The sequence below is a fragment of the Brevibacillus formosus genome (assembly GCF_003013405.1).
In the GTDB taxonomy this organism is placed as follows: domain Bacteria; phylum Bacillota; class Bacilli; order Brevibacillales; family Brevibacillaceae; genus Brevibacillus; species Brevibacillus formosus.
In genome coordinates, this window is sequence record NZ_PXZL01000010.1 from 153424 (window position 1) to 171355 (window position 17932).

Genomic DNA, 17932 nt, shown 5'->3' on the forward strand with positions numbered 1-17932 from the left:
TGCGATAAATCTTGACGAATATTCTTTTGTGTCTCCGTGGAAAAGACACTTGTTCTTTTTGTGTGGATAATTTAAGCTAGTAAAAGCATAAAACGTGAGAGTTGGGTGGAGGAATCAATCATGAAGGTAGCAAAATTCGGGGGAACATCTCTGGCGAATGCCGAGCAAATAAAAAAAGTATGCCAAATTGTTATGGCGGATCGGGACAGACGATTGATTGTTGTATCGGCACCTGGGAAGCGGCACAAGGAAGACACGAAGGTTACTGATTTGTTAATTGCCTATGCTGAGCGATCTTTGGCTGGGGAGCCTATAGGGGAAGCGAAACAAGCAATTTTCTTGCGCTATCGGGAGATTGTGGCAGATCTCGGGCTTTCTGCCGAGATCGGTCAGGCGATCGAAGCGGAGCTCGAGGAGGTTCTCGCAAACAAGGCGGGCTTGTCCGCAGATAGATTCATGGATGCTGTCAAAGCAGCCGGAGAGGATACATGCGCCAAAGTTGTTGCTCGTTATTTGCAGAGCTTGGGTGAGGTGGCGACCTACATGAATCCAAAGGATGCAGGAATGCTGGTTACGGATGAAGCAAGCAATGCTCATATCCTCCCTGAAGCGTATGCCAAATTGGCGACATTGCGAGAGCGGGAGGGAATCGTTATTTTCCCTGGCTTCTTTGGTTATTCGCGTGCAGGTGATCTGGTTACTTTTTCACGAGGTGGCTCGGATATTACGGGATCGATTCTGGCTGCGGCGGTTCAAGCAGAGGTCTACGAGAATTTTACCGATGTCGACTCTGTGTATGTGGTCAATCCAAACCTGATTGACGATCCGAAAAAAGTAACAGAGATTACGTACCGAGAGATGAGGGAGTTGTCCTATTCCGGCTTTAGTGTGTTCCACGAGGAAGCGTTGATTCCCGCATATCAAGCAGATATACCCGTATGCATCAAGAATACGAACAATCCGTCTGCGCCTGGCACGATGATCGTGGCTGAGCGAGGATCTGCTACAAACAGGGTGTCGGGGATTGCAAGTGACGGCGGCTTTTGCAGCATTTACGTCAGCAAGTATTTGATGAACCGAGAAATTGGCTTTGGCCGCAAGCTGCTGCAAATTCTGGAGGAGGAAGAGCTTTCGTATGAGCATACGCCATCTGGAATTGATAACATTTCCGTCATTCTGCGCGAGCGCGATCTCACGGAAGAGAAGGAACAGCGGATTGTAGAGCGCATCCGCCAAGAGCTATTCGCCGATGACGTCGCTGTTCAGCATAGTCTTGCGCTCGTTATGATTGTCGGAGAGGGCATGCGTCAATCTGTGGGAACAACTGCGAGAGCCACTACGGCGTTGGCTGCTGCGAAAATCAATCTGGAAATGATCAATCAGGGGTCATCAGAAGTAAGCATGATGTTCGGGGTAAAAGCCGAAGAGGCAGATCGTGCTGTGATTGCATTGTATCAAGAGTTTTTTGGAGGAGAAGAACCAGTGGTATCCTCATCGGCACAAGCCGCTTCTGTCAGTGTGTAGTGGCGTGCTTCAAATAACCCGCTATTTGCATCCTGTACCCATTGATAGACACGCCATTCTGGCAGTGCAGATGCGAGTCCCACAATCCAATAGCTGAGCGTGGGATAATGCCAGCCAGCTATGTCGCGTGCAGAAGGGATTGGCGGTGTATGGGGGTGTGTATGCAAGACACCTAACCATTGAAGATTGTTCTTGCGGATGTGTTGCAAGGCTTGAAGAAACGTTGTCCCATCCCAAGCGAATACGTGCTTGTCAGGTGAGATGGGCATCGGTACATAGGCCGTAATCGTTGCACCATGACCTGCGAGCAAAGCAGAATACTCATAAGGAAACGCCTCTTGTGCTTCGGCCAGGAGGCGTTTCGCTACTTTTTTCGTCAGGAATATTTTGTTATTCTTAATCGCAAAGGGGTCACCCAACCAAGCGGGATTTTTCATTCGGCTTTCGTCCTTCTTCTTTATTCGGCATGATTTGGAGGTTAACAATCGATGACTACGATACATGTGGGAGTTTGCGGCTGGGGCGATCAGCATGAATTGTACGTACAAGGTGTGCGCAATCGGGACAAGCTGTCGGTATATGCCAGCCACTTTCCAATTGTAGAGGTGGATAGTTCTTTTTACGCTATTTTACCACAGCGAAATTACGAATCGTGGGTGAAGGATACACCTGAACGATTTGGCTTTATCGTCAAGCCTCATCAAGGGATGACGGGGCATCAACGGGGGGACGCTTCGGGAAGCAGACGGGAATTGTTTCGTCAGTTCGAAGAGAGCATTCAGCCAGTCGTGGAGGCGGGCAAGCTTAAAGCATTACTGTTTCAGTTTCCACCGTGGTTCGATTGTACACGAGAGCATGTCCAGTATGTGACTGCTTGCCGCCAAGCCATGCAGGCGTATCCGTTTGCAGTGGAGTTTCGCCATCAAAGCTGGTTTGAATCACGGTATTCGGAGCGAACGCTGGATTTCTTGCACAAGATCGAAGCGACACATGTTGTATGTGATGAACCGCAAGTCGGAAAAGGCTCGGTTCCAATTGTTCCTGCCGTGACGAAGCCATCCTTGGCGTTGGTCCGCTTTCATGGGCGCAACAAAGCGGGCTGGCGAGATCCGGGAGAGGGACAAAATTGGCGGGATGTCCGTTATTTATATCGATACAGTGAGACAGAGCTTGCAGAGTGGGTTGAACACATTAGGCTGCTCGAACGGGAAGCGGATGAAGTCTGCATTTTGTTCAACAATAATTCTGGAGGAGATGCAGCAGCGAATGCGAAGCAGTTTTCGGAGATGCTTGGCCTTGCACCTACTGGTCTGAATCCTCGTCAGATGGACCTGTTCTCCACGTAGCAAGAAAGAAGGGAAGTTTCATGCTTGCAATAATAGCTGTCTTGTTTGTCATCATCGGAGTCGTGGCTGGCATCATTGGCAGTATCGCGGGTCTGGGTGGTGGGATTTTTTTCGTGCCCGCCCTGCTATATTTTGGGAACTGGTACATGCCTGGATCGATGAACCCGCAAGTAGCAGCGGCGACTTCGCTAATTGTGATTGCGGTAACAGCCCTATCTTCCTCCCTTTCTTATCTCAAGCAAAAAAGAGTAGATAAAGAGAGCGCTATGCTCTTTTTTATCGGGAGTGCCCCAGGTGCTATTGTGGGCGTGTATCTTAATACATTACTAGCAGTGGAGGGCTTTTCGCTGCTGTTTGGCTTGTTTCAGCTCTGTATGTTCGTCGTATTGATGGTCAAAGACAAAATCAAACCACGCAGCATCGAGTGGGAAGTCCAACGCCACTTCGTCGACAACGAAGGAAATGAATATGTGTACGGGTATAGCAAATGGTCCGTGATTACGATTGCCTTCTTTGTCGGGATTACCTCGTCGCTATTTGGCGTGGGGGGCGGCATCCTGATGGTTCCAGCCATGATGATTTTGTTTCGCTTCCCGCCGCATATTGCCACGGCTACGTCTATGGTGGTCATCTTTTTATCAGCCGTGGTTGGATCAATCACGAATATTTTCCACGACAACGTACACTGGCTGTATGCGGCGATGCTCGCACCAGGAGCATGGGCGGGCGGAAAGCTCGGAGCGATTGCCGCCAGTAAAATGAAAGGTCGCACCATCGTGCTGTTTTTGCGTGTTCTGATATTGGGAATTGCCATACAAATGATCGGAGAAGCGATTTTTGGATAATGAGACGAGAGGGAGGGGAAAGTCGTGGCTGACACCTGTACCTTACACATTTTGCACACGAATGACTTGCACAGCCATTTTGATACGATGCCGCGAATTGCAACCTGCCTGAGCAAGCACCGAGAAGAGTGGGAGGGCAAGGGAGAGCATGTGCTGGCGGTCGATATTGGAGACCATATGGATCGAATGGATATCCGATCGGAAGCGAGCTTTGGGAAAACAAACGTCGAGATCATGAACCGAAGCGGGATTCAATACGCGACGATCGGAAACAACGAAGGCATCACACTCCCGAAAGACAAGCTGAATGAACTGTACACAGATGCGCGCTTCACGATCATTACGGGCAATCTGTTTGAACCGACAACAAATTCTGTCCCGTCTTGGGCTGTACCGTACGCTATTCATACCGTAGGCGAGCTGCGGCTGGCGATCTTGGGAATGACAATTCCCTTTGGTCCCTCTTATCAAAGTATGGGATGGGAGATCAAGGAACCGATCCCGATTTTGCGTGAGCAGATTGCCGCGCTGCGCTCGTTAGTGGATGTTGTCATTTTGCTTTCGCATCTCGGCTATCAGACAGATTGTGTGCTGGCAAATGAAGTCGATGGGCTGGATATCATTTTGGGCGGACACTCCCACCGGGCGCTGCCTCATGGAGAACGCCTGGGAGGCACCTTGATCACACAAGCTGGGCGATTTGGCGAGTATGTCGGTCATGTGAAGCTCGTTTGGGACGGGAAGCGTAGAAGGATTACAGATATGCAAGCAGCGCTTTTTCAGTCAGAACAGTATCAGGTAGACGAATCATTGAACCACTTCATTAAGCGTGAAAAAGTATGGGCAGAGAATCGTTTGTTTCAGCCCATTGTTCAACTGGAGCAAGACATGCACATAGGCTGGACGGAGGAGACCCCCTATGGTTCCTTCATTGCAGCAAGCATTCGCAAATGGACCGGTGCTGAGATCGGCATGGCAAATGGAGGGCTGCTGCTTGCAGATTTGCCGCGTGGGAGCTTGTCTTTTGCTGATTTGCTGCACAGTATGCCCCACCCGATCAATGCCTGTGCGGTCACGATTACAGGCGCGCAGCTCGCCACTGTTCTGGAGCAAGCCATTCAACCGGAAATGGTCCATCGGGAGCTGCGAGGGTACGGCTTTCGCGGCAAGATAGAAGGCTGGATGTGTGTGGACGGATTGCACATCCGCTACAGCGAGGATGACAAGCCGCAAATTATCCAGATTGAAGTCAACGGGCAACCGCTTGATCGCGAGCGTCTGTATCGAGTCGGGACGATCGACATGTTTATGTACAATCGCATGTTTCCCGATTTGCTGCTCGGCAGTGAGGTTACGTTTTTTTTGCCCGAGATGCTGCGTGAAGTGCTCGCCACGACGATCAAGGACCAGCAGATGCTGCAAAATGCGTTTCTTCCACGTTGGGAAAAGATATCGTCCCCGTCAAAAAACCAATCGTAGAGACCGGGTTTTCGGGAATGCTATCGAAAACGGGAGGAGACGAGCGATGCGCTTCATTGATGAGGTATACAAGCTGTACAAAGGACATTTTAATGGCGATGAAGAGGACATTACAGCGATTGTCGTCGGTATTCTCGCGGAACAGTCTCGGGATGATTTGCTGGACTTGGTCGAGGAAATGGACGAGGAAGAGCTGTTTCACATGCTCGCGACGTATATGATTGAAGTGATGAAACGAAAGGTTGCAATGGATGATGAACAATCCCCCACAACCATGATGCATTAACCTCACATTTCTCTTCTGAATGTCATAGGATGGTAACGCCAACAGACAGGGGAGAAAAGGAGGTATCTTGATGGTAGAGGTAGTGCCAATCCACTTTCCAGAGGGGACGGCTATTGCTGTCACCGTTCGTTTGCCCAAGACGACGCTATTGGCTGTAACGACCGATCATGGCTACATCATGTGTGGAGCGCTGGATGTGGGGCTATTAAACGAAAGGTTAGCAGCGAGAGAAATTCTTGCCGGTCGTGCGGTGGGGGTCAAGACCATACAGGAATTGCTGGATGCGCCGCTGGAGTCCGTGACGACGACGGCGGAGAAGAAGGGGATTACGGCTGGCATGATTGGGCGGGATGCTGTCGTGAAAATGCTGTAAAACAACAAATGGTTTGCCTATAGAAGAAACCTTTGTCCCAGGACAAAGGTTTTTTAGTTTTCTCACGCTTTTTTACCAACGAGCATTTTGTTCTTCACAGATTCCGATCTTGCTTTGCACCGCAATTATTTTTCCATCAGATGTTAAGAGTGTCCCGTCATATCGGCCGATTACTTGATGCAGAGTGGTTCGCACCAACGCAAAATTTTTGTGCTCGGTTCGAGCAAAAAGTGGTGTAAAGGTAAGGCGTACGGCAGACGATTCTTCACTTGCAAGCGTCCAAGGGAGCATCCGGTTGTCAGGATCGTAGGAAAAACGAATTTGTTCACTCAGCTTGTAGAGGACACCATCGATCATCAAGCCATTTTCGGTCATTCCCGTTCCGTCCGTCCAGCCTCTGCCAAGGTTAAATCCTGCGACACCCTCCGCATGACGGAAAGAGCAAGTCGTCCAATTCCAGCGAGTGTGATACGGCCAAACGCCACGTCCAAAATCCAGACTGGCAAAAGCATTCTGCCGATCGAGCAAATAGGATTTCCCGTTATAGGCAATGGTGCCGTGCACAGGCCGGGCCGTATGCTTCGACGTGAACTGAAAGCGCTCCGCACTCCAAGGAATCACGACATTTAAGGATTCTGCTGGCGGATCAATTACGATGTTGAGCGAGAGAGGCTTATCGCCGGGACAAATGGCAGTCGCTTCTACGTTCGTTCCGCTGGCTCCTGGCAGAAAAGACACAGAGAGCTTGCGACTCGCAAAATGGCAAGGCTCATCTACGGCGGCACCAAGCCGAATCCCTGCACCAAAAGGAACCGTAACGGCATTGTCCGCGGTCTCTCCTGTCGTCAGATCAATAAAATGAACAAAGACAATGCCAGCGTAATCCAGATTGACCATCGCAATCGACATCGCACATTCAGGTGCGGTGATAAACCAAAAATTCCATTTTTTCCGGCGAAGCCAATGCCTGCTAAATTGGCAGTCATGCAACGGATAACGGGACCAGCCAACCGCTTCGGGACGCAATCGACCATCCTCATCACATAATGAAAGAGGCTGCGTTAATTCTTTTTCGATAAGCGGCATACGATCATCTCCCTTGCAAACAAGGATTCTTCCAGACAAATGCGTCTCAAGTGTCTTTCCTCGATAGACATGAAAGAAAATCTAGAAAAAATTTCATGTAGAATCAAGTCGAATCACGCTATAATAGGGATACCCTGAGGAAAGGCGAAGGAAAGGAAATGCGACTGAAATCCATTCAAAAATGCCAGCCGGGTGATAAACTGGCTCGTTCCATCTATACAGAGAATGGAACGATTCTCGTTGGCGCCGGAGTAGAACTAACCCAACGAATGATAGCTCGACTCAAAAATAAAAACGTGAACAGTCTCTACATCCAAGATAAGCGCACGGATGATATCATCGTGGAGACAGTCATTTCCGAAAATACTCGCAGACAAGCAATGTCCCTGATTCATGATACATTCCGAACTGTTCATCAAGTCCCGGACAAATGGCAGCAGCTTTTTTCGGACAAAGGTTTGGGACGTAAGCTGCGGGATGTCATGCAAACCGTTGCGGATGAATTGAACAACTGTGATTCAGCCATGAATTTATTGGCAGATGCTTGCGCCTTCGACAATTACATATTCACGCACTCATTTAACGTTGCCTTGTATAGTACAGCTCTCGCCATAAATACCGGCTGTTCAGAAAAAGACGTATTGGAGATTAGTATTGGCGGTATGCTCCACGACATCGGAAAAGTGCATATCCCAGACAACATATTGAAAAAGCCGGGCAGCCTTACGCAAGAAGAGTTTGAAATCATGAAAAGACATACGGAGATTGGTTTTGAAATGCTTCGTCGGCAAGACGACATCCCGTTGCTTGCAGCCCACTGCGCTTTTCAGCATCACGAGCGCTGGGACGGCTCCGGTTATCCCCGGCACCTGAAAAAAGAAGAGATTCACCCGTTTGGTCGCTTGATGGCAGTGGCAGATGTATTCGATGCCCTGACGTCGCATCGGGTATACCGTCGCGGAATGCTCCCCCACGAAGCGATGGAGGTGCTCTACTCCGGTTCAGGCAAACTGTTTGACCAAGTGTATGTAGAGGCTTTGCGAAATACGATTGCTCTCTACCCTGTAGGTCTGACCGTCACTTTGAACAATGGCATGTCTGGTGTCGTCGTCGACTCGAACAAGGGAATGCCGAGCCGTCCGATCATCAGAGTGCTGGTGGATGAGGAAGGTCGGGATATCGAGCATCCCTATGAGTATGACTTGTCCAAAATGCTGACGCTCATGATCATCGCCAGTGGCGATTTGGTATAATCAGAGCCAGTCCTTCTTTTTAAAAATGACAAACATCGTCGTGCCGATAGCCGCCATACATCCCAGCACGATGTAGTAGCCGTAGGGTGAACGCAGCTCAGGCATTACATCAAAGTTCATCCCGTATATACCGGTCACAATCGTCAACGGCATAAAAATCGTCGTCAAGGCGGTAAAAACACGCATAATATCGTTGGCTCTGCCAGCAAGCGCCGCTTGATACGCTTCGCGCAAGTTCCCGATGAGATCGCGAAAAGCTTCAAAGCTCTCTACAATTTTGCTGGCATCCTCTACAATATCGCCAAAGTACTTCCGCAGATAAGGTTGAATGAGCGGGAGTTCTTTTTTATGTAAGGCGTCAATCAAATCCCGCTGGGGAACGAGCATTTTACGGGCGTACAAGATTTCACTGCGCAGCCCGATAATTTGATCCAGATGGGATTTTTTCGTGTGCATCAAAATTTGCTCTTCCAGATTTTCAAGCAGGTCTTCAATTTTTTCGGTCACATCAAAATAACGATCGACAATTTGATCTACCAGGTAGTACAGAAACGCATCGGGGCGGTTCACTTCTTTTTCCCGGATGATCGACAGCATGGTAGTGAATTCCGGGGCCTCCTGCTTCGTTACGGTGATGATGGTGCTGCTTCCCAAAAAAATATTGATCTCACGCAGGAAGATATCATGATTGTGGAAGGTAATGCCATTGATGACCATAAAGTAATGATCATCGTAGTTTTGCAGCTTGGGCCGCTGTTCTTCCTCGTCGATGCAGTCCTCAACAGCCAGATGATGCAGTCCGAACAGCGGCTGTAAAATATCCAAATCGAACGGTGCGGCATGAATCCAGTAAAACCCGTTCACAGGTGGAGTAGTAGTCTCTTCGATGTCTTCTATTTCAGTGATGATTCCGTTTTGTACAAGTCTGATCTTCATGTTCGATTCTCCTGCAAGTGGATTCGGTTGCGGTGGGGAGACGGGGCCAGATTTGTGTGAGAATCAGTTCATAAGCAGAGCGAAGTGCTCGGCGGCTAGGCGGGGCCTTTGATGGACGCTGTTGCTTGGGAGTCGTCATGCAAGTTCGCCTCCTTGATGAAAGCCTTCATCCTATATGTATGAACGTCAACTCGTCCTTTTTCCCGCTGCTGCTAGCTGTGGTAATTCCTTTGATTCGTATGAGTCCGGTCGCTCCAAATAATACCGCATGTTTCATTGCTATAGTGTTTCTCACTTTCTACGATCCCTCTCTCTTATTTTACCGTTTAGGACGGTATGACCAAAGCCATTTTTTGCATACTACAGATATGCTGAACAGATGAAAAGGTGGATGTATCGACATGTGGACAAACAAGAGGGCAGGTATAATTGGCTGTATCGTATGGATGTTGACGGGAGCCGGGTGGGGACAAGCAGCTCTTGCCTTGGAGACGAGAGACGTACAGCCTCCACCGACTGTGTTTGAGGAAATCCAGATCAAACGGCAGGATGTGACAGGCGATGGTCGACCGGATCTTATAACATTGCTAGGAAAGAGGTTTGCGGCAGACAGTCCTTACTTTGAACACTTAAAAATCATGGTTCAAGACCCCGTTGCGAAAAAAACAACCTTTTTTACAACACCGTATGGCGCTTATCAGCCGGAGATGTTCTTTTGTGATTTTACCGGAGGGGGTGTGCAGCAAATTTTACTTCAGGCGCCGACTGGGGGTAGCGCAGGGACATCTGAGTTTTATTTGTTCGCAGACAAGGACAACAAGCCGGCGATTCTGCCTGTTCCGCAGTCTTTGACGATTTCGGGCTCCTATCAGGACCAATACAAAGTGCCATTGACGATCAAGGAGACGGGGGAGACTGTCGTTCTCGATTTGTCTGATCGCAAAAAAATCTATGAAGAAAATGGTGTCTACAAGAACGGGAAGCTGGTTTCTCCAGTAGAGGTCATGCCTAACACATTCAGTGTACTCATGCCTATCGATGAGAACCGCGATGGCATCTGTGAATTAAAAGGGGAGCAGAGAGTCAGCGGTGTTGCCAACGCCGATACGATCGCCTATGTGGAGTCGTACTGGAAGTGGGACAAGACAAGCTGGAAGCTGCAACGAGTAGTTGTGAGGAAAGCGGAAATATAGTCGTAGCTAGGCTCATTCAACCGCCCATTGTCAAGGTGGGCGGTTTACACCCGTTTGTAAAGGGGTATATAATTGAAAGGATATTCCAGAGATATATGTACTCGGATAAAAGGAGTTCAGGCTATGAGCACATGTCCGTTTTCCACCTTTTTTGGTTTGAAAGGGAAAGGAAAAAGTGAATCTTTTTTTCAGGGGGTGAAGGAAAAGGGGGAAGTGCAAATTGTAGGGAAGAGCACCCTCGCGAAGCAACTAGCAATGATCAACCTGACCGAAGAAGAACTGAGCATTGTGAAAGCACTTCAGCCACTTATCATTCAAAATATTGACGCTATTGTGGACTATTTTTATGCCAGTATTGAGAAAGAACCGCTTTTAATGAAGATTGTAAACCAAAACAGCACGATTGAACGGTTGAAGTTGACGTTGAACCGCCATATCTGCGAAATGTTTAGCGGACGCATCGACAGCGCTTACATTGAACAGCGCAGTAGAATTGCGGTTATACATATGCGAATTGGCTTGGAACCAAAATGGTACTTGGGTGCATTCCAAAACATTATGGTTTCCTTGATTGATCTCTTGCAAAAAAACATCCCGAACAAGGACGAATTCGTACAAGCTCTCACAGCAGTCACGAAGATTCTCAGCATCGAACAGCAAATTGTGCTGGAGGAATATGAAAACGAGCATGAAAAGGCACGGAGAGCGGATCAAGACAAAAAGGACGAGCTGCGAATCCTCCTGACTAATTCCGCGCATGAGCTGGCAGCGGTCTCAGAAGAAAACAGCGCGTCTGTTGTGCAATTAACAGAACAGTCGAGAGAAGTGCTCCGTTTTGCTGAAAATGGCACGGGCTTTTCCACGAAAGCACAAGACCTCTCCCGTGAAGGCAAAGAGAAGCTAGAAAAACAACAGGAACAAATGAGCTTGATTCAGAGCAGCGTCAAGCAAATCTCGGAAGAAATGAACGCGATGGAGGAAAACGCAGAAAAAATCCAAGGGATTGTAGAGGTCGTGACGGCGATTGCCGAGCAGACAAATCTTTTGGCGTTAAATGCTGCGATTGAAGCGGCACGTGCTGGCGAACACGGACGCGGATTTGCCGTCGTAGCCGATGAGGTACGCAAGCTGGCAGAACAGACCAAAAAGTCAGTATTTGGTGTACGTGAGCTGATCGAGAAGACGAACCAACAGACAGCAGTCCTCTCGTCTGTCGTAGTAGAAATTCAGGCGCTGGTACAATCGAGCACTGCGGTAGTAAACGAGACGAATGCCTTTTTTGAAGGAATCATGAGCGCTGTTTCAGACAGTAAAGAGCAGAGCTCACGGATTCAGCGGGAGCTGGAAAACTTCTTCAAAGTCATGGAGGATATGAACCAAGCAGTGGCACAGGTAGCCAGCTCTGCGGATGAGCTATCGGAAATAACAGAAAACCTGTAGAAAAGCAAAAATCAGTATTACGTTGTCGGTTCAAAGGGGCAATATTGGCGGCAATTACGCAATGGAGGACTGTAAACGTTTATGGAGACAACCGGACTTTGTCCATTGTTGCGAATGGCGTGAATTTCCCCAGGCTCTACAAAATAGCATTCACCCGTGCTGACATGAGTGGTTTGTGCTCGTTGAACTTCATTTTCATTATTCGTTTGGACATAAATCATATTTGTTAACGTGCCTGAGACTACCAATTCCCATCCAAAAGAGTCACCGTGATTATGCGGAATGGATTCCTGGTCTGCTGGCAGATGGATCAAGACAACCTCTACATGTGGCGTGGAGAATAATACTTTGCGTCCATAAGGCAGGTTTAACGGCTCCGGGATGTATGGACCGAGTTGTTCCATGCAAGGAGACAAGGAAATGAGAGCGCGTCTAAGCTGGGCAGGCGTAGGCGAAACGAGGGCCCCAAATGCTTGTTCCAGACGTTCCAGATTCATAAATAACCTCCCAAACGAAAGTCATACTTCCTACACCATATGATCAAATTTCAAGAGTAGTGATAGTCTGAGTTTGGCCAAAAGGAATTTATTTACCATTATTATTACATTGTAAATCAACAGGATTACTTGAGGTTTAGGGCGCTTTTTTAGAAAAAGCGTCCTTTTTGTGCTATCGACAACCAGCTCACTCACCACCTATTATGAAGGTACGGCAACAAATGCCGTACAGGACGATTTGGGGAAACGTCCCCCATCAAATGTTTCGAGAACAAGAGCATTCTGATTTTCATTTAAGAGGAGGCATGCGTATGTCAACTGCCATAATCAGTGTACGCACCCACTAGAGGGGGGCGTTGATTCAAACCACCTGTCATGATCGGGAGGTTTGAATGCAGATGAATATAAAATGGTATTTGTATGTCAATGCGTTGTCATCCTTGGGATCACGCATGAACTTGATCGCGTGTAGCGCATTGATTTTTACATTTGAACATAGTGCTTATTGGATGACTGCTTTTTTCGTTGCAAGACAACTAGGAGGGATGCTGTTTAGTCCCTTGGCAGGCATATTGGCTGATCGAATGGATAGAAGGCGTACCATGATCGCAAGCGACATGGGGGCAGGTCTTGCTATTTTGGCCATCGCTTTTTATCCGACGCCGTATGTATTAATCGCAGCGGCTTTTCTCAATGGAATGCTGTATACGCTGTTTCATATTAGCTTTCAGGCATCCTTGCCACAAATATTTGGGAGTGAGCAACTGGTCCAGATCAATGGATTAAAGGTCAGGCTAGAGTCATTGGTAGGCATCATAGGCTTCATTCTGGGAGGATGGCTGACAGACCACTACGGTTATACCATTGTGATCATCTTGGATGCCGCCAGCTTTCTTTTCTCTGCGTGGATTCTGACGAGACTTCGTTGGGAGGTTAAGCGTGACAATGCCCTAGCTACGTTTTCTGATGCGAATATCAAAGGAAAAGCAGCGAGCGGCTTGCGTGTCACCCTTCGTTACTTGCGGGAAACACCTGTGCTATTGACGATTAGCCTGTTAGCTTTTCTCGTATCGCTCAGTACGTCTGCCTATAATTACGGTTTGCCTTTTCTGGCGGACAAATTGCGTGGTAGTGACGCTACCCTGCATGGATTGATGTGGACGGCGATGAGCGTCGGAGCCTTGATTGGCTCCTATGTGGCAGCTCGTTTGCGGGTGGAGCTGGTGAATGGGATGCTCGTCGCTTATGGTGTTTTTTCCGTGGGCATTGTAGGGGCATTCGCGGCAAACCATGCTGTGTCTGTGCTATTGCTCTTGGTTTTGGCGGGTCTTTTTTCCGGGGCAGCACAGGTTTATGAGAGCACACTTTTGCAACAAGCCCATAACGAGCTGCGAGGCAAGGTGATGGGGGTGCAGGGGCTTTTGAGTCGAAGCGGGTACTTCGCTGGTTTTCTCATGGCTCCATTCTTGGCGGGTGCCTTCACTTTACTTGGGATGCTGGTCTTTGCCCAATTGATGTTTGTTGCAGGGCTGATCGGATTTGGCTTGTATCTCGTTTTTTCTCCCAAAAAATAGAAATCTGGCCTCTCGATACACGTAGTCTTTTTTCGACCTTCTAACCATAGGATGTACCAGTTGGGAGGTGTCGGGATTGGCCGTATTTCGACCCCGTCGGCGTTGGAGAAACCCGCTTTCACGTACGAAAGCGTTTTTGATCGCGTTGATTATCTTTTTTGTTTTGACGATACAGACCCTTGTGTTTTTGCAAAATCGATTGGAACCTACTCTTTTGATCCTGGCGACGCAAAAAGCCGAGCAATTGGCGAAAGAAGCGATAACAGATGCCGTAACCAAGCGGATTTCGCAGCAAGGCGTCGACTTCAATCAGATTGTCAAAATTGAGAAGAACAACGAGGGGCAGATTCAGGCGTATCAATTCAACTTCAAGGAATATGCGAGAATCGTGGGCGAAACAACTGCGAGAGTCCAGAACAAGCTCCAAGAGTTCGAGCAAGAAAAAGTAGACCGCACGATCCCGCTTGGTTTGGCTACTGGGAACTCCTTTTTGGCATCGATGGGACCGAATTTGCCAGTGACTTTCGTGCCCATCGGCTCGGTCAAGACAAAGCTGGAGACAGAGCTGAAGGAAGCAGGCATCAATATGGTGCTGGCGACGGTTTATATTTTCGTAGAGGTCGATCTTCGCATCGTCATCCCTTTTGCGACTGAGGAGCAGACGATCACGACGAAAATCCCGATCACCCACTCCTTGATCATTGGCGATGTACCGACGTATTTGTACAACAACCCGGAAGGCAAGCCGGATGTGCCGCGTGCCCCTGGAGATACACCAGACGGCACTCCGTAATCGTTGAATAGGAAAAAGCGGCAGCGCATTGCTGTCGCTTTTTTCATAATACATTGGCCAAGGTTTGTTAATTATTCACATTTTCAGCAATCATTTGCCGCTATGATGAGAGTTGGATGTGATACCTATGAAGAGACAAAAGAAAATCCTCTTTCTCATCTTGTTAGTGGCAGGAACTTTGCTCGATTGGTCCAGTAGTCAGCAAAAACAGGACGTCGATGTGTACACGATAGGAATTGTGATTGCCAATGAGGAGCGAAAAGATAAAGTAGCGGGATTAAAGGCTGGATTGCAATCGTTAGGTCTCAGTGAAGGAGCGCGTGTTCAGTATGTGCCCGTTTATTTGAATACGGTTCAGACGCTAGAGGAGGAGCGCTCCCTTGTCCAGAGTTTGATTTCAAAAAAGCCGGATGTAATTGTCACGACAGGAGCGCACGAGACCTTTTTGATTCAACAGGAGACAACGACGGTTCCTATCGTTTTTATTGGTGTCGCCTCAATGGTCGAGCTACCGCTTGTTGAGACAGAGGGGACGGTTACGTGTGGAATCAGCAATGGCCAAATGAATGTGATTGGAAAAAGATTGGAGCTGACAACTCGTTTGTTGCCTGAAGCCAAGCGCATTCTGATCATTGCCGATTCTCATGCTCCTACGACAGAGCAAGCCATCGTAGAAGCAGGGTCAGCTGCAACCTTGCTTGGCGTTCATTTGCAGGTGGAGCAGGTTGCTTCCCCAAAAGATTTAGAGCAATTGCTCACTAGGCTCTCTCCAGGAGAATACGACGCCATGCTTCCTTTACCTAGCTATGTTTTGGAAGACGCGATTACCGATTGCTTGCCTCTTTTGATCGAGAAGCAATTGTTTGTCATGGGCGCATACCCCGAGCAGGTGAAGGCTGGCTTGTATGCCGCTTACGGCGTTTCCTTTCATGCGCAAGGCATGCAGGCTGCTCATATGGTGGCTCGGGTGTTGGATGGAGTCCCTCCTACCGCTCTGTCAATCGAATGGCCAGATGACGTGCGGTTGGCTGTCAATGCCACTTCCTTGTCCAAGCTTCCGATTACCGTAACCGATCAACAGTGGTCACTGGCACAAGAATGGTATGGAGTGAGGAACAAATGAGGAGTAGCAGACTGCCGCGCATCAATCGACTGAAGACAAAGATGCTCCTGTTTGGGCTATGCATGTCCATCCTCCCATTTCTGATCCTTGGTTATATCAATTTGTATACCAGTAAAGAAAAGGTCCGAGAAGAGGTAGACAGAGCCAATCAGATCTACGTGGAAAATACGTTGGCACAGTTAGATATGCTTTTTTTACACACCTCCCAATCCATGGAGGTGGTCCAGCAGCGTTTTCTCAGTGAGCGCCCTAGCGATGATGATGCTTATTTCTTACTAAATACGTTGTTGAAAACCTCCCCTTACATAGAGGAGGTCGCGCTTTTTCATCAGGATGGAGAGTCGCAGTTTTTACTGAATCGCTGGAAGCACCAAAGGCTGGACACACCTAAGGAGATAGACAACCAACTTCTTTCCACGATCCAGTCGGGAAAACCATACATCGGAAGCATTGTCCGATCAGCGGAAGGGAAGCTGCTGGTAACGGTCGCGATCCCTCATGTATCTGCCAACGGTGTAAAAGGCGGCATGTACGCAAAGCTCAATGTAAAACAGTTGCTCGAACAGGTCACACTGCGAGCGCGATATGAAAACGAGGCCTATTTATTCGTCACGGATGGGAAAAGCGATAGGTTTGCAGATCCGTTTATGTTGGGCAAGCCTTCCGACGGCTCTTTGACCTATTATGAACAAGCGATTCCTCCCTCATGGACACTGCCAGATCGAACTGAAAAGCCTGTTATCCGTACGTATCAAGCTTCCAATGGAGATGTCATGGTCAACTATGCCATGCGGTCCTTAGTCACGCATTGGGTCATTATGCTGGAACAGTCGAGCCAAACGGCGTTTGCTGCCTTTTCAAAATTAGAACAATCTCTGCTCTTTACGACCTTATTCATCGCACTTATCGTGTCGGGGATTAGCATTGTGTTTTCTGTCTCGTTTAGCCGATTAATGGAAAAGATCGAATCCGCTGTGCAAAAAATCGCAGGGGGCGATTTATCCGTACGAATACAAGTAACGACCTCAGATGAAATTGGCAGACTAGCAGCGTCCTGCAATGAAATGGCACAGAGTCTGGAGATGAAGACCAATCAGCTTCTGGAAGAAAAGAAACGGCTTGATCTCGTCGTCAGTGGCATGGGGATGGGGTTGATTCTCGTAGATGAGTCTTTTCGCATTCGCTGGATTAACCAAACGGCGTCAGCGTGGTTCCAGGATACAGCTAATCTCCTAGGGAAAGACTGCCATCTGACGATTGGTCAGCAATTTAGTTCATGCAGCAGTTGCATGCTCCGAACGCGACAAATGGTAAACGAAAAGCAGACTGACCTTATTTCCTCCAGAGTCGATCAGGATGGACGTGTCCGTTCTTATCGCCATCAGGTTTTTCCTCTGCATCCGGAGAAAGAATCGTCTGCTTTTCTGGAGGTCATCGAGGACATCACGGAGAAACGAGAGCTAGAAGCCGCCATCGCACAAGCAGACAAGCTCGCTGCTATTGGACTCTTGGCGTCTGGCTTCGCCCATGAAATCAATAATCCATTAGGCATTCTGTCGTTGTATGGACAAGACTTGCGAGACCGTCTAGTGGATGAGGATATTCGAGATTTACAGGACACAGGAGAGCTTACCCAATACCTGGACACGATGGACAAACAAATTAACCGTTGCAAGGAAATCACGACTCGATTGCTGCATTTTTCGGGAAAATCACCCGTTACCGTAGAAAAAGTAAATATTCATCAAGTCCTAACAGACATTCTCATCCTCCTCTCCCATGAAATACGTGTCAAACAGGTAACGGTGAACCAATCCCTGTCGGCCTCTGCTCCGTTTCTTCTCGCTACGCCCGGACAGCTTCAGCAGATCTTGCTTAATCTGTTAACCAATGCACTGTACGCGACCCAGGAGCATGGAAATATTGAGATAGCAACTGATTCTCCATCGAATGATCGAATCCGTCTGCGGATCAGAGATGATGGATGCGGTATACCTGCAGCAGATTTGCCACATGTTTTGGAGCCTTTTTATACAACCAAGCCTCCCGGAAAAGGGACTGGTCTTGGGTTATCGGTCTGCTACGGGATTGTGACGAATTTAGGCGGAGAAATTGAGATCGAAAGTACGCCAAACATAGGCACGACTGTTACGGTCATCCTGCCGTCGGCAAAGGGGGAATGAA

General features: G+C 48.3%; 17 protein-coding genes. 13 read left to right on the forward strand and 4 right to left on the reverse strand.

The window, feature by feature from the left end; translation table 11 throughout:
- Positions 1-120 precede the first annotated feature (120 nt).
- A complete protein-coding gene (locus tag C7R91_RS10710) occupies positions 121-1524 on the forward strand; it encodes an aspartate kinase (RefSeq protein ID WP_047073065.1) in 1404 nt (467 codons plus the stop codon).
- On the opposite strand, the gene C7R91_RS10715 is transcribed toward C7R91_RS10710, so the two are convergent.
- Positions 1455-1961 carry a M67 family metallopeptidase gene (locus C7R91_RS10715; protein ID WP_047073063.1) on the reverse strand — a complete coding sequence of 169 codons (507 nt, stop codon included), beginning with the start codon at positions 1959-1961 and terminating at the stop codon, positions 1455-1457. The genes C7R91_RS10710 and C7R91_RS10715 overlap by 70 nt on opposite strands.
- Before the next feature lie 51 nt (positions 1962-2012).
- Between C7R91_RS10715 and C7R91_RS10720 the strand changes: the two genes are divergently transcribed.
- The 5 genes from C7R91_RS10720 to C7R91_RS10740 all read left to right on the forward strand — a co-directional run bounded on the left by C7R91_RS10720 (position 2013) and on the right by C7R91_RS10740 (position 5853).
- A complete protein-coding gene (locus tag C7R91_RS10720; protein WP_047073061.1) occupies positions 2013-2870 on the forward strand; it encodes a DUF72 domain-containing protein in 858 nt (285 codons plus the stop codon).
- A 20-nt stretch (positions 2871-2890) separates the two neighbouring features.
- Positions 2891-3715 (forward strand): sulfite exporter TauE/SafE family protein, encoded by an 825-nt coding sequence (locus C7R91_RS10725; RefSeq protein ID WP_047073059.1) that lies wholly within the window; start codon positions 2891-2893, stop codon positions 3713-3715.
- A gap of 24 nt (positions 3716-3739) precedes the next feature.
- Positions 3740-5194: a bifunctional metallophosphatase/5'-nucleotidase gene (locus C7R91_RS10730; protein WP_047073056.1), complete on the forward strand. Its 1455-nt coding sequence runs from the start codon at positions 3740-3742 to the stop codon at positions 5192-5194.
- Between the two features lie 46 nt (positions 5195-5240).
- Positions 5241-5480, forward strand: coding sequence for a DUF6154 family protein (locus C7R91_RS10735; RefSeq protein WP_047073055.1), 240 nt, complete (start codon positions 5241-5243; stop codon positions 5478-5480).
- A 70-nt stretch (positions 5481-5550) separates the two neighbouring features.
- A complete protein-coding gene (locus C7R91_RS10740; RefSeq protein WP_047073052.1) occupies positions 5551-5853 on the forward strand; it encodes a YunC family protein in 303 nt (100 codons plus the stop codon).
- A gap of 72 nt (positions 5854-5925) precedes the next feature.
- Here C7R91_RS10740 and C7R91_RS10745 read toward each other — a convergent pair whose 3' ends face one another.
- On the reverse strand, positions 5926-6939 hold the full coding sequence (locus tag C7R91_RS10745) for a DUF2804 domain-containing protein (protein ID WP_047073050.1): 1014 nt from the start codon (positions 6937-6939) through the stop codon (positions 5926-5928).
- Between the two features lie 158 nt (positions 6940-7097).
- On the opposite strand from C7R91_RS10745, the gene C7R91_RS10750 reads away from it, so the two are divergent.
- Positions 7098-8192 carry an HD-GYP domain-containing protein gene (locus C7R91_RS10750; RefSeq protein ID WP_047073049.1) on the forward strand — a complete coding sequence of 365 codons (1095 nt, stop codon included), beginning with the start codon at positions 7098-7100 and terminating at the stop codon, positions 8190-8192.
- On the opposite strand, the gene corA is transcribed toward C7R91_RS10750, so the two are convergent.
- Positions 8193-9128: a magnesium/cobalt transporter CorA gene (corA, locus tag C7R91_RS10755; RefSeq protein WP_047073047.1), complete on the reverse strand. Its 936-nt coding sequence runs from the start codon at positions 9126-9128 to the stop codon at positions 8193-8195.
- 401 nt (positions 9129-9529) lie between these two features.
- Here corA and C7R91_RS10760 point away from each other — a divergent pair, with 401 nt between their 5' ends.
- Entirely contained in the window at positions 9530-10321 is a 792-nt protein-coding gene (locus C7R91_RS10760) for a YybI family spore inner coat protein (protein ID WP_047073045.1), read from the forward strand.
- Between the two features lie 123 nt (positions 10322-10444).
- Positions 10445-11761 (forward strand): globin-coupled sensor protein, encoded by a 1317-nt coding sequence (locus C7R91_RS10765; protein WP_047073044.1) that lies wholly within the window; start codon positions 10445-10447, stop codon positions 11759-11761.
- A 17-nt stretch (positions 11762-11778) separates the two neighbouring features.
- On the opposite strand, the gene C7R91_RS10770 is transcribed toward C7R91_RS10765, so the two are convergent.
- Positions 11779-12258 carry a cysteine dioxygenase gene (locus C7R91_RS10770; protein ID WP_047073042.1) on the reverse strand — a complete coding sequence of 160 codons (480 nt, stop codon included), beginning with the start codon at positions 12256-12258 and terminating at the stop codon, positions 11779-11781.
- A 398-nt stretch (positions 12259-12656) separates the two neighbouring features.
- On the opposite strand from C7R91_RS10770, the gene C7R91_RS10775 reads away from it, so the two are divergent.
- The 4 genes from C7R91_RS10775 (at position 12657) to C7R91_RS10790 (ending at position 17931) form a co-directional block, all read left to right on the forward strand.
- Entirely contained in the window at positions 12657-13832 is a 1176-nt protein-coding gene (locus C7R91_RS10775; RefSeq protein WP_047073395.1) for an MFS transporter, read from the forward strand.
- Positions 13833-13899: 67 nt separating this feature from the next.
- Entirely contained in the window at positions 13900-14625 is a 726-nt protein-coding gene (yunB, locus tag C7R91_RS10780; RefSeq protein WP_047073041.1) for a sporulation protein YunB, read from the forward strand.
- A gap of 127 nt (positions 14626-14752) precedes the next feature.
- Entirely contained in the window at positions 14753-15748 is a 996-nt protein-coding gene (locus C7R91_RS10785) for an ABC transporter substrate-binding protein (protein ID WP_047073039.1), read from the forward strand.
- Positions 15745-17931: an ATP-binding protein gene (locus tag C7R91_RS10790; protein WP_047073037.1), complete on the forward strand. Its 2187-nt coding sequence runs from the start codon at positions 15745-15747 to the stop codon at positions 17929-17931. Before C7R91_RS10785 ends, C7R91_RS10790 begins: the two co-directional genes overlap by 4 nt.
- Position 17932 lies beyond the last annotated feature (1 nt).

Excerpts from the sequence above, each read along its gene's own strand:
- C7R91_RS10710 (WP_047073065.1), top strand. The coding sequence starts at position 121 with ATGAAGGTAGCAAAATTCGGGGGAACATCTCTGGCGAATGCCGAGCAA.
- C7R91_RS10715 (WP_047073063.1), bottom strand. The coding sequence starts at position 1,961 with ATGAAAAATCCCGCTTGGTTGGGTGACCCCTTTGCGATTAAGAATAAC.
- C7R91_RS10720 (WP_047073061.1), top strand. The coding sequence starts at position 2,013 with ATGACTACGATACATGTGGGAGTTTGCGGCTGGGGCGATCAGCATGAA.
- C7R91_RS10725 (WP_047073059.1), top strand. The coding sequence starts at position 2,891 with ATGCTTGCAATAATAGCTGTCTTGTTTGTCATCATCGGAGTCGTGGCT.
- C7R91_RS10735 (WP_047073055.1), top strand. The coding sequence starts at position 5,241 with ATGCGCTTCATTGATGAGGTATACAAGCTGTACAAAGGACATTTTAAT.
- C7R91_RS10740 (WP_047073052.1), top strand. The coding sequence starts at position 5,551 with ATGGTAGAGGTAGTGCCAATCCACTTTCCAGAGGGGACGGCTATTGCT.
- C7R91_RS10745 (WP_047073050.1), bottom strand. The coding sequence starts at position 6,939 with ATGCCGCTTATCGAAAAAGAATTAACGCAGCCTCTTTCATTATGTGAT.
- C7R91_RS10750 (WP_047073049.1), top strand. The coding sequence starts at position 7,098 with ATGCGACTGAAATCCATTCAAAAATGCCAGCCGGGTGATAAACTGGCT.
- corA (WP_047073047.1), bottom strand. The coding sequence starts at position 9,128 with ATGAAGATCAGACTTGTACAAAACGGAATCATCACTGAAATAGAAGAC.
- C7R91_RS10760 (WP_047073045.1), top strand. The coding sequence starts at position 9,530 with ATGTGGACAAACAAGAGGGCAGGTATAATTGGCTGTATCGTATGGATG.
- C7R91_RS10765 (WP_047073044.1), top strand. The coding sequence starts at position 10,445 with ATGAGCACATGTCCGTTTTCCACCTTTTTTGGTTTGAAAGGGAAAGGA.
- C7R91_RS10770 (WP_047073042.1), bottom strand. The coding sequence starts at position 12,258 with ATGAATCTGGAACGTCTGGAACAAGCATTTGGGGCCCTCGTTTCGCCT.
- C7R91_RS10775 (WP_047073395.1), top strand. The coding sequence starts at position 12,657 with ATGAATATAAAATGGTATTTGTATGTCAATGCGTTGTCATCCTTGGGA.
- C7R91_RS10785 (WP_047073039.1), top strand. The coding sequence starts at position 14,753 with ATGAAGAGACAAAAGAAAATCCTCTTTCTCATCTTGTTAGTGGCAGGA.
- C7R91_RS10790 (WP_047073037.1), top strand. The coding sequence starts at position 15,745 with ATGAGGAGTAGCAGACTGCCGCGCATCAATCGACTGAAGACAAAGATG.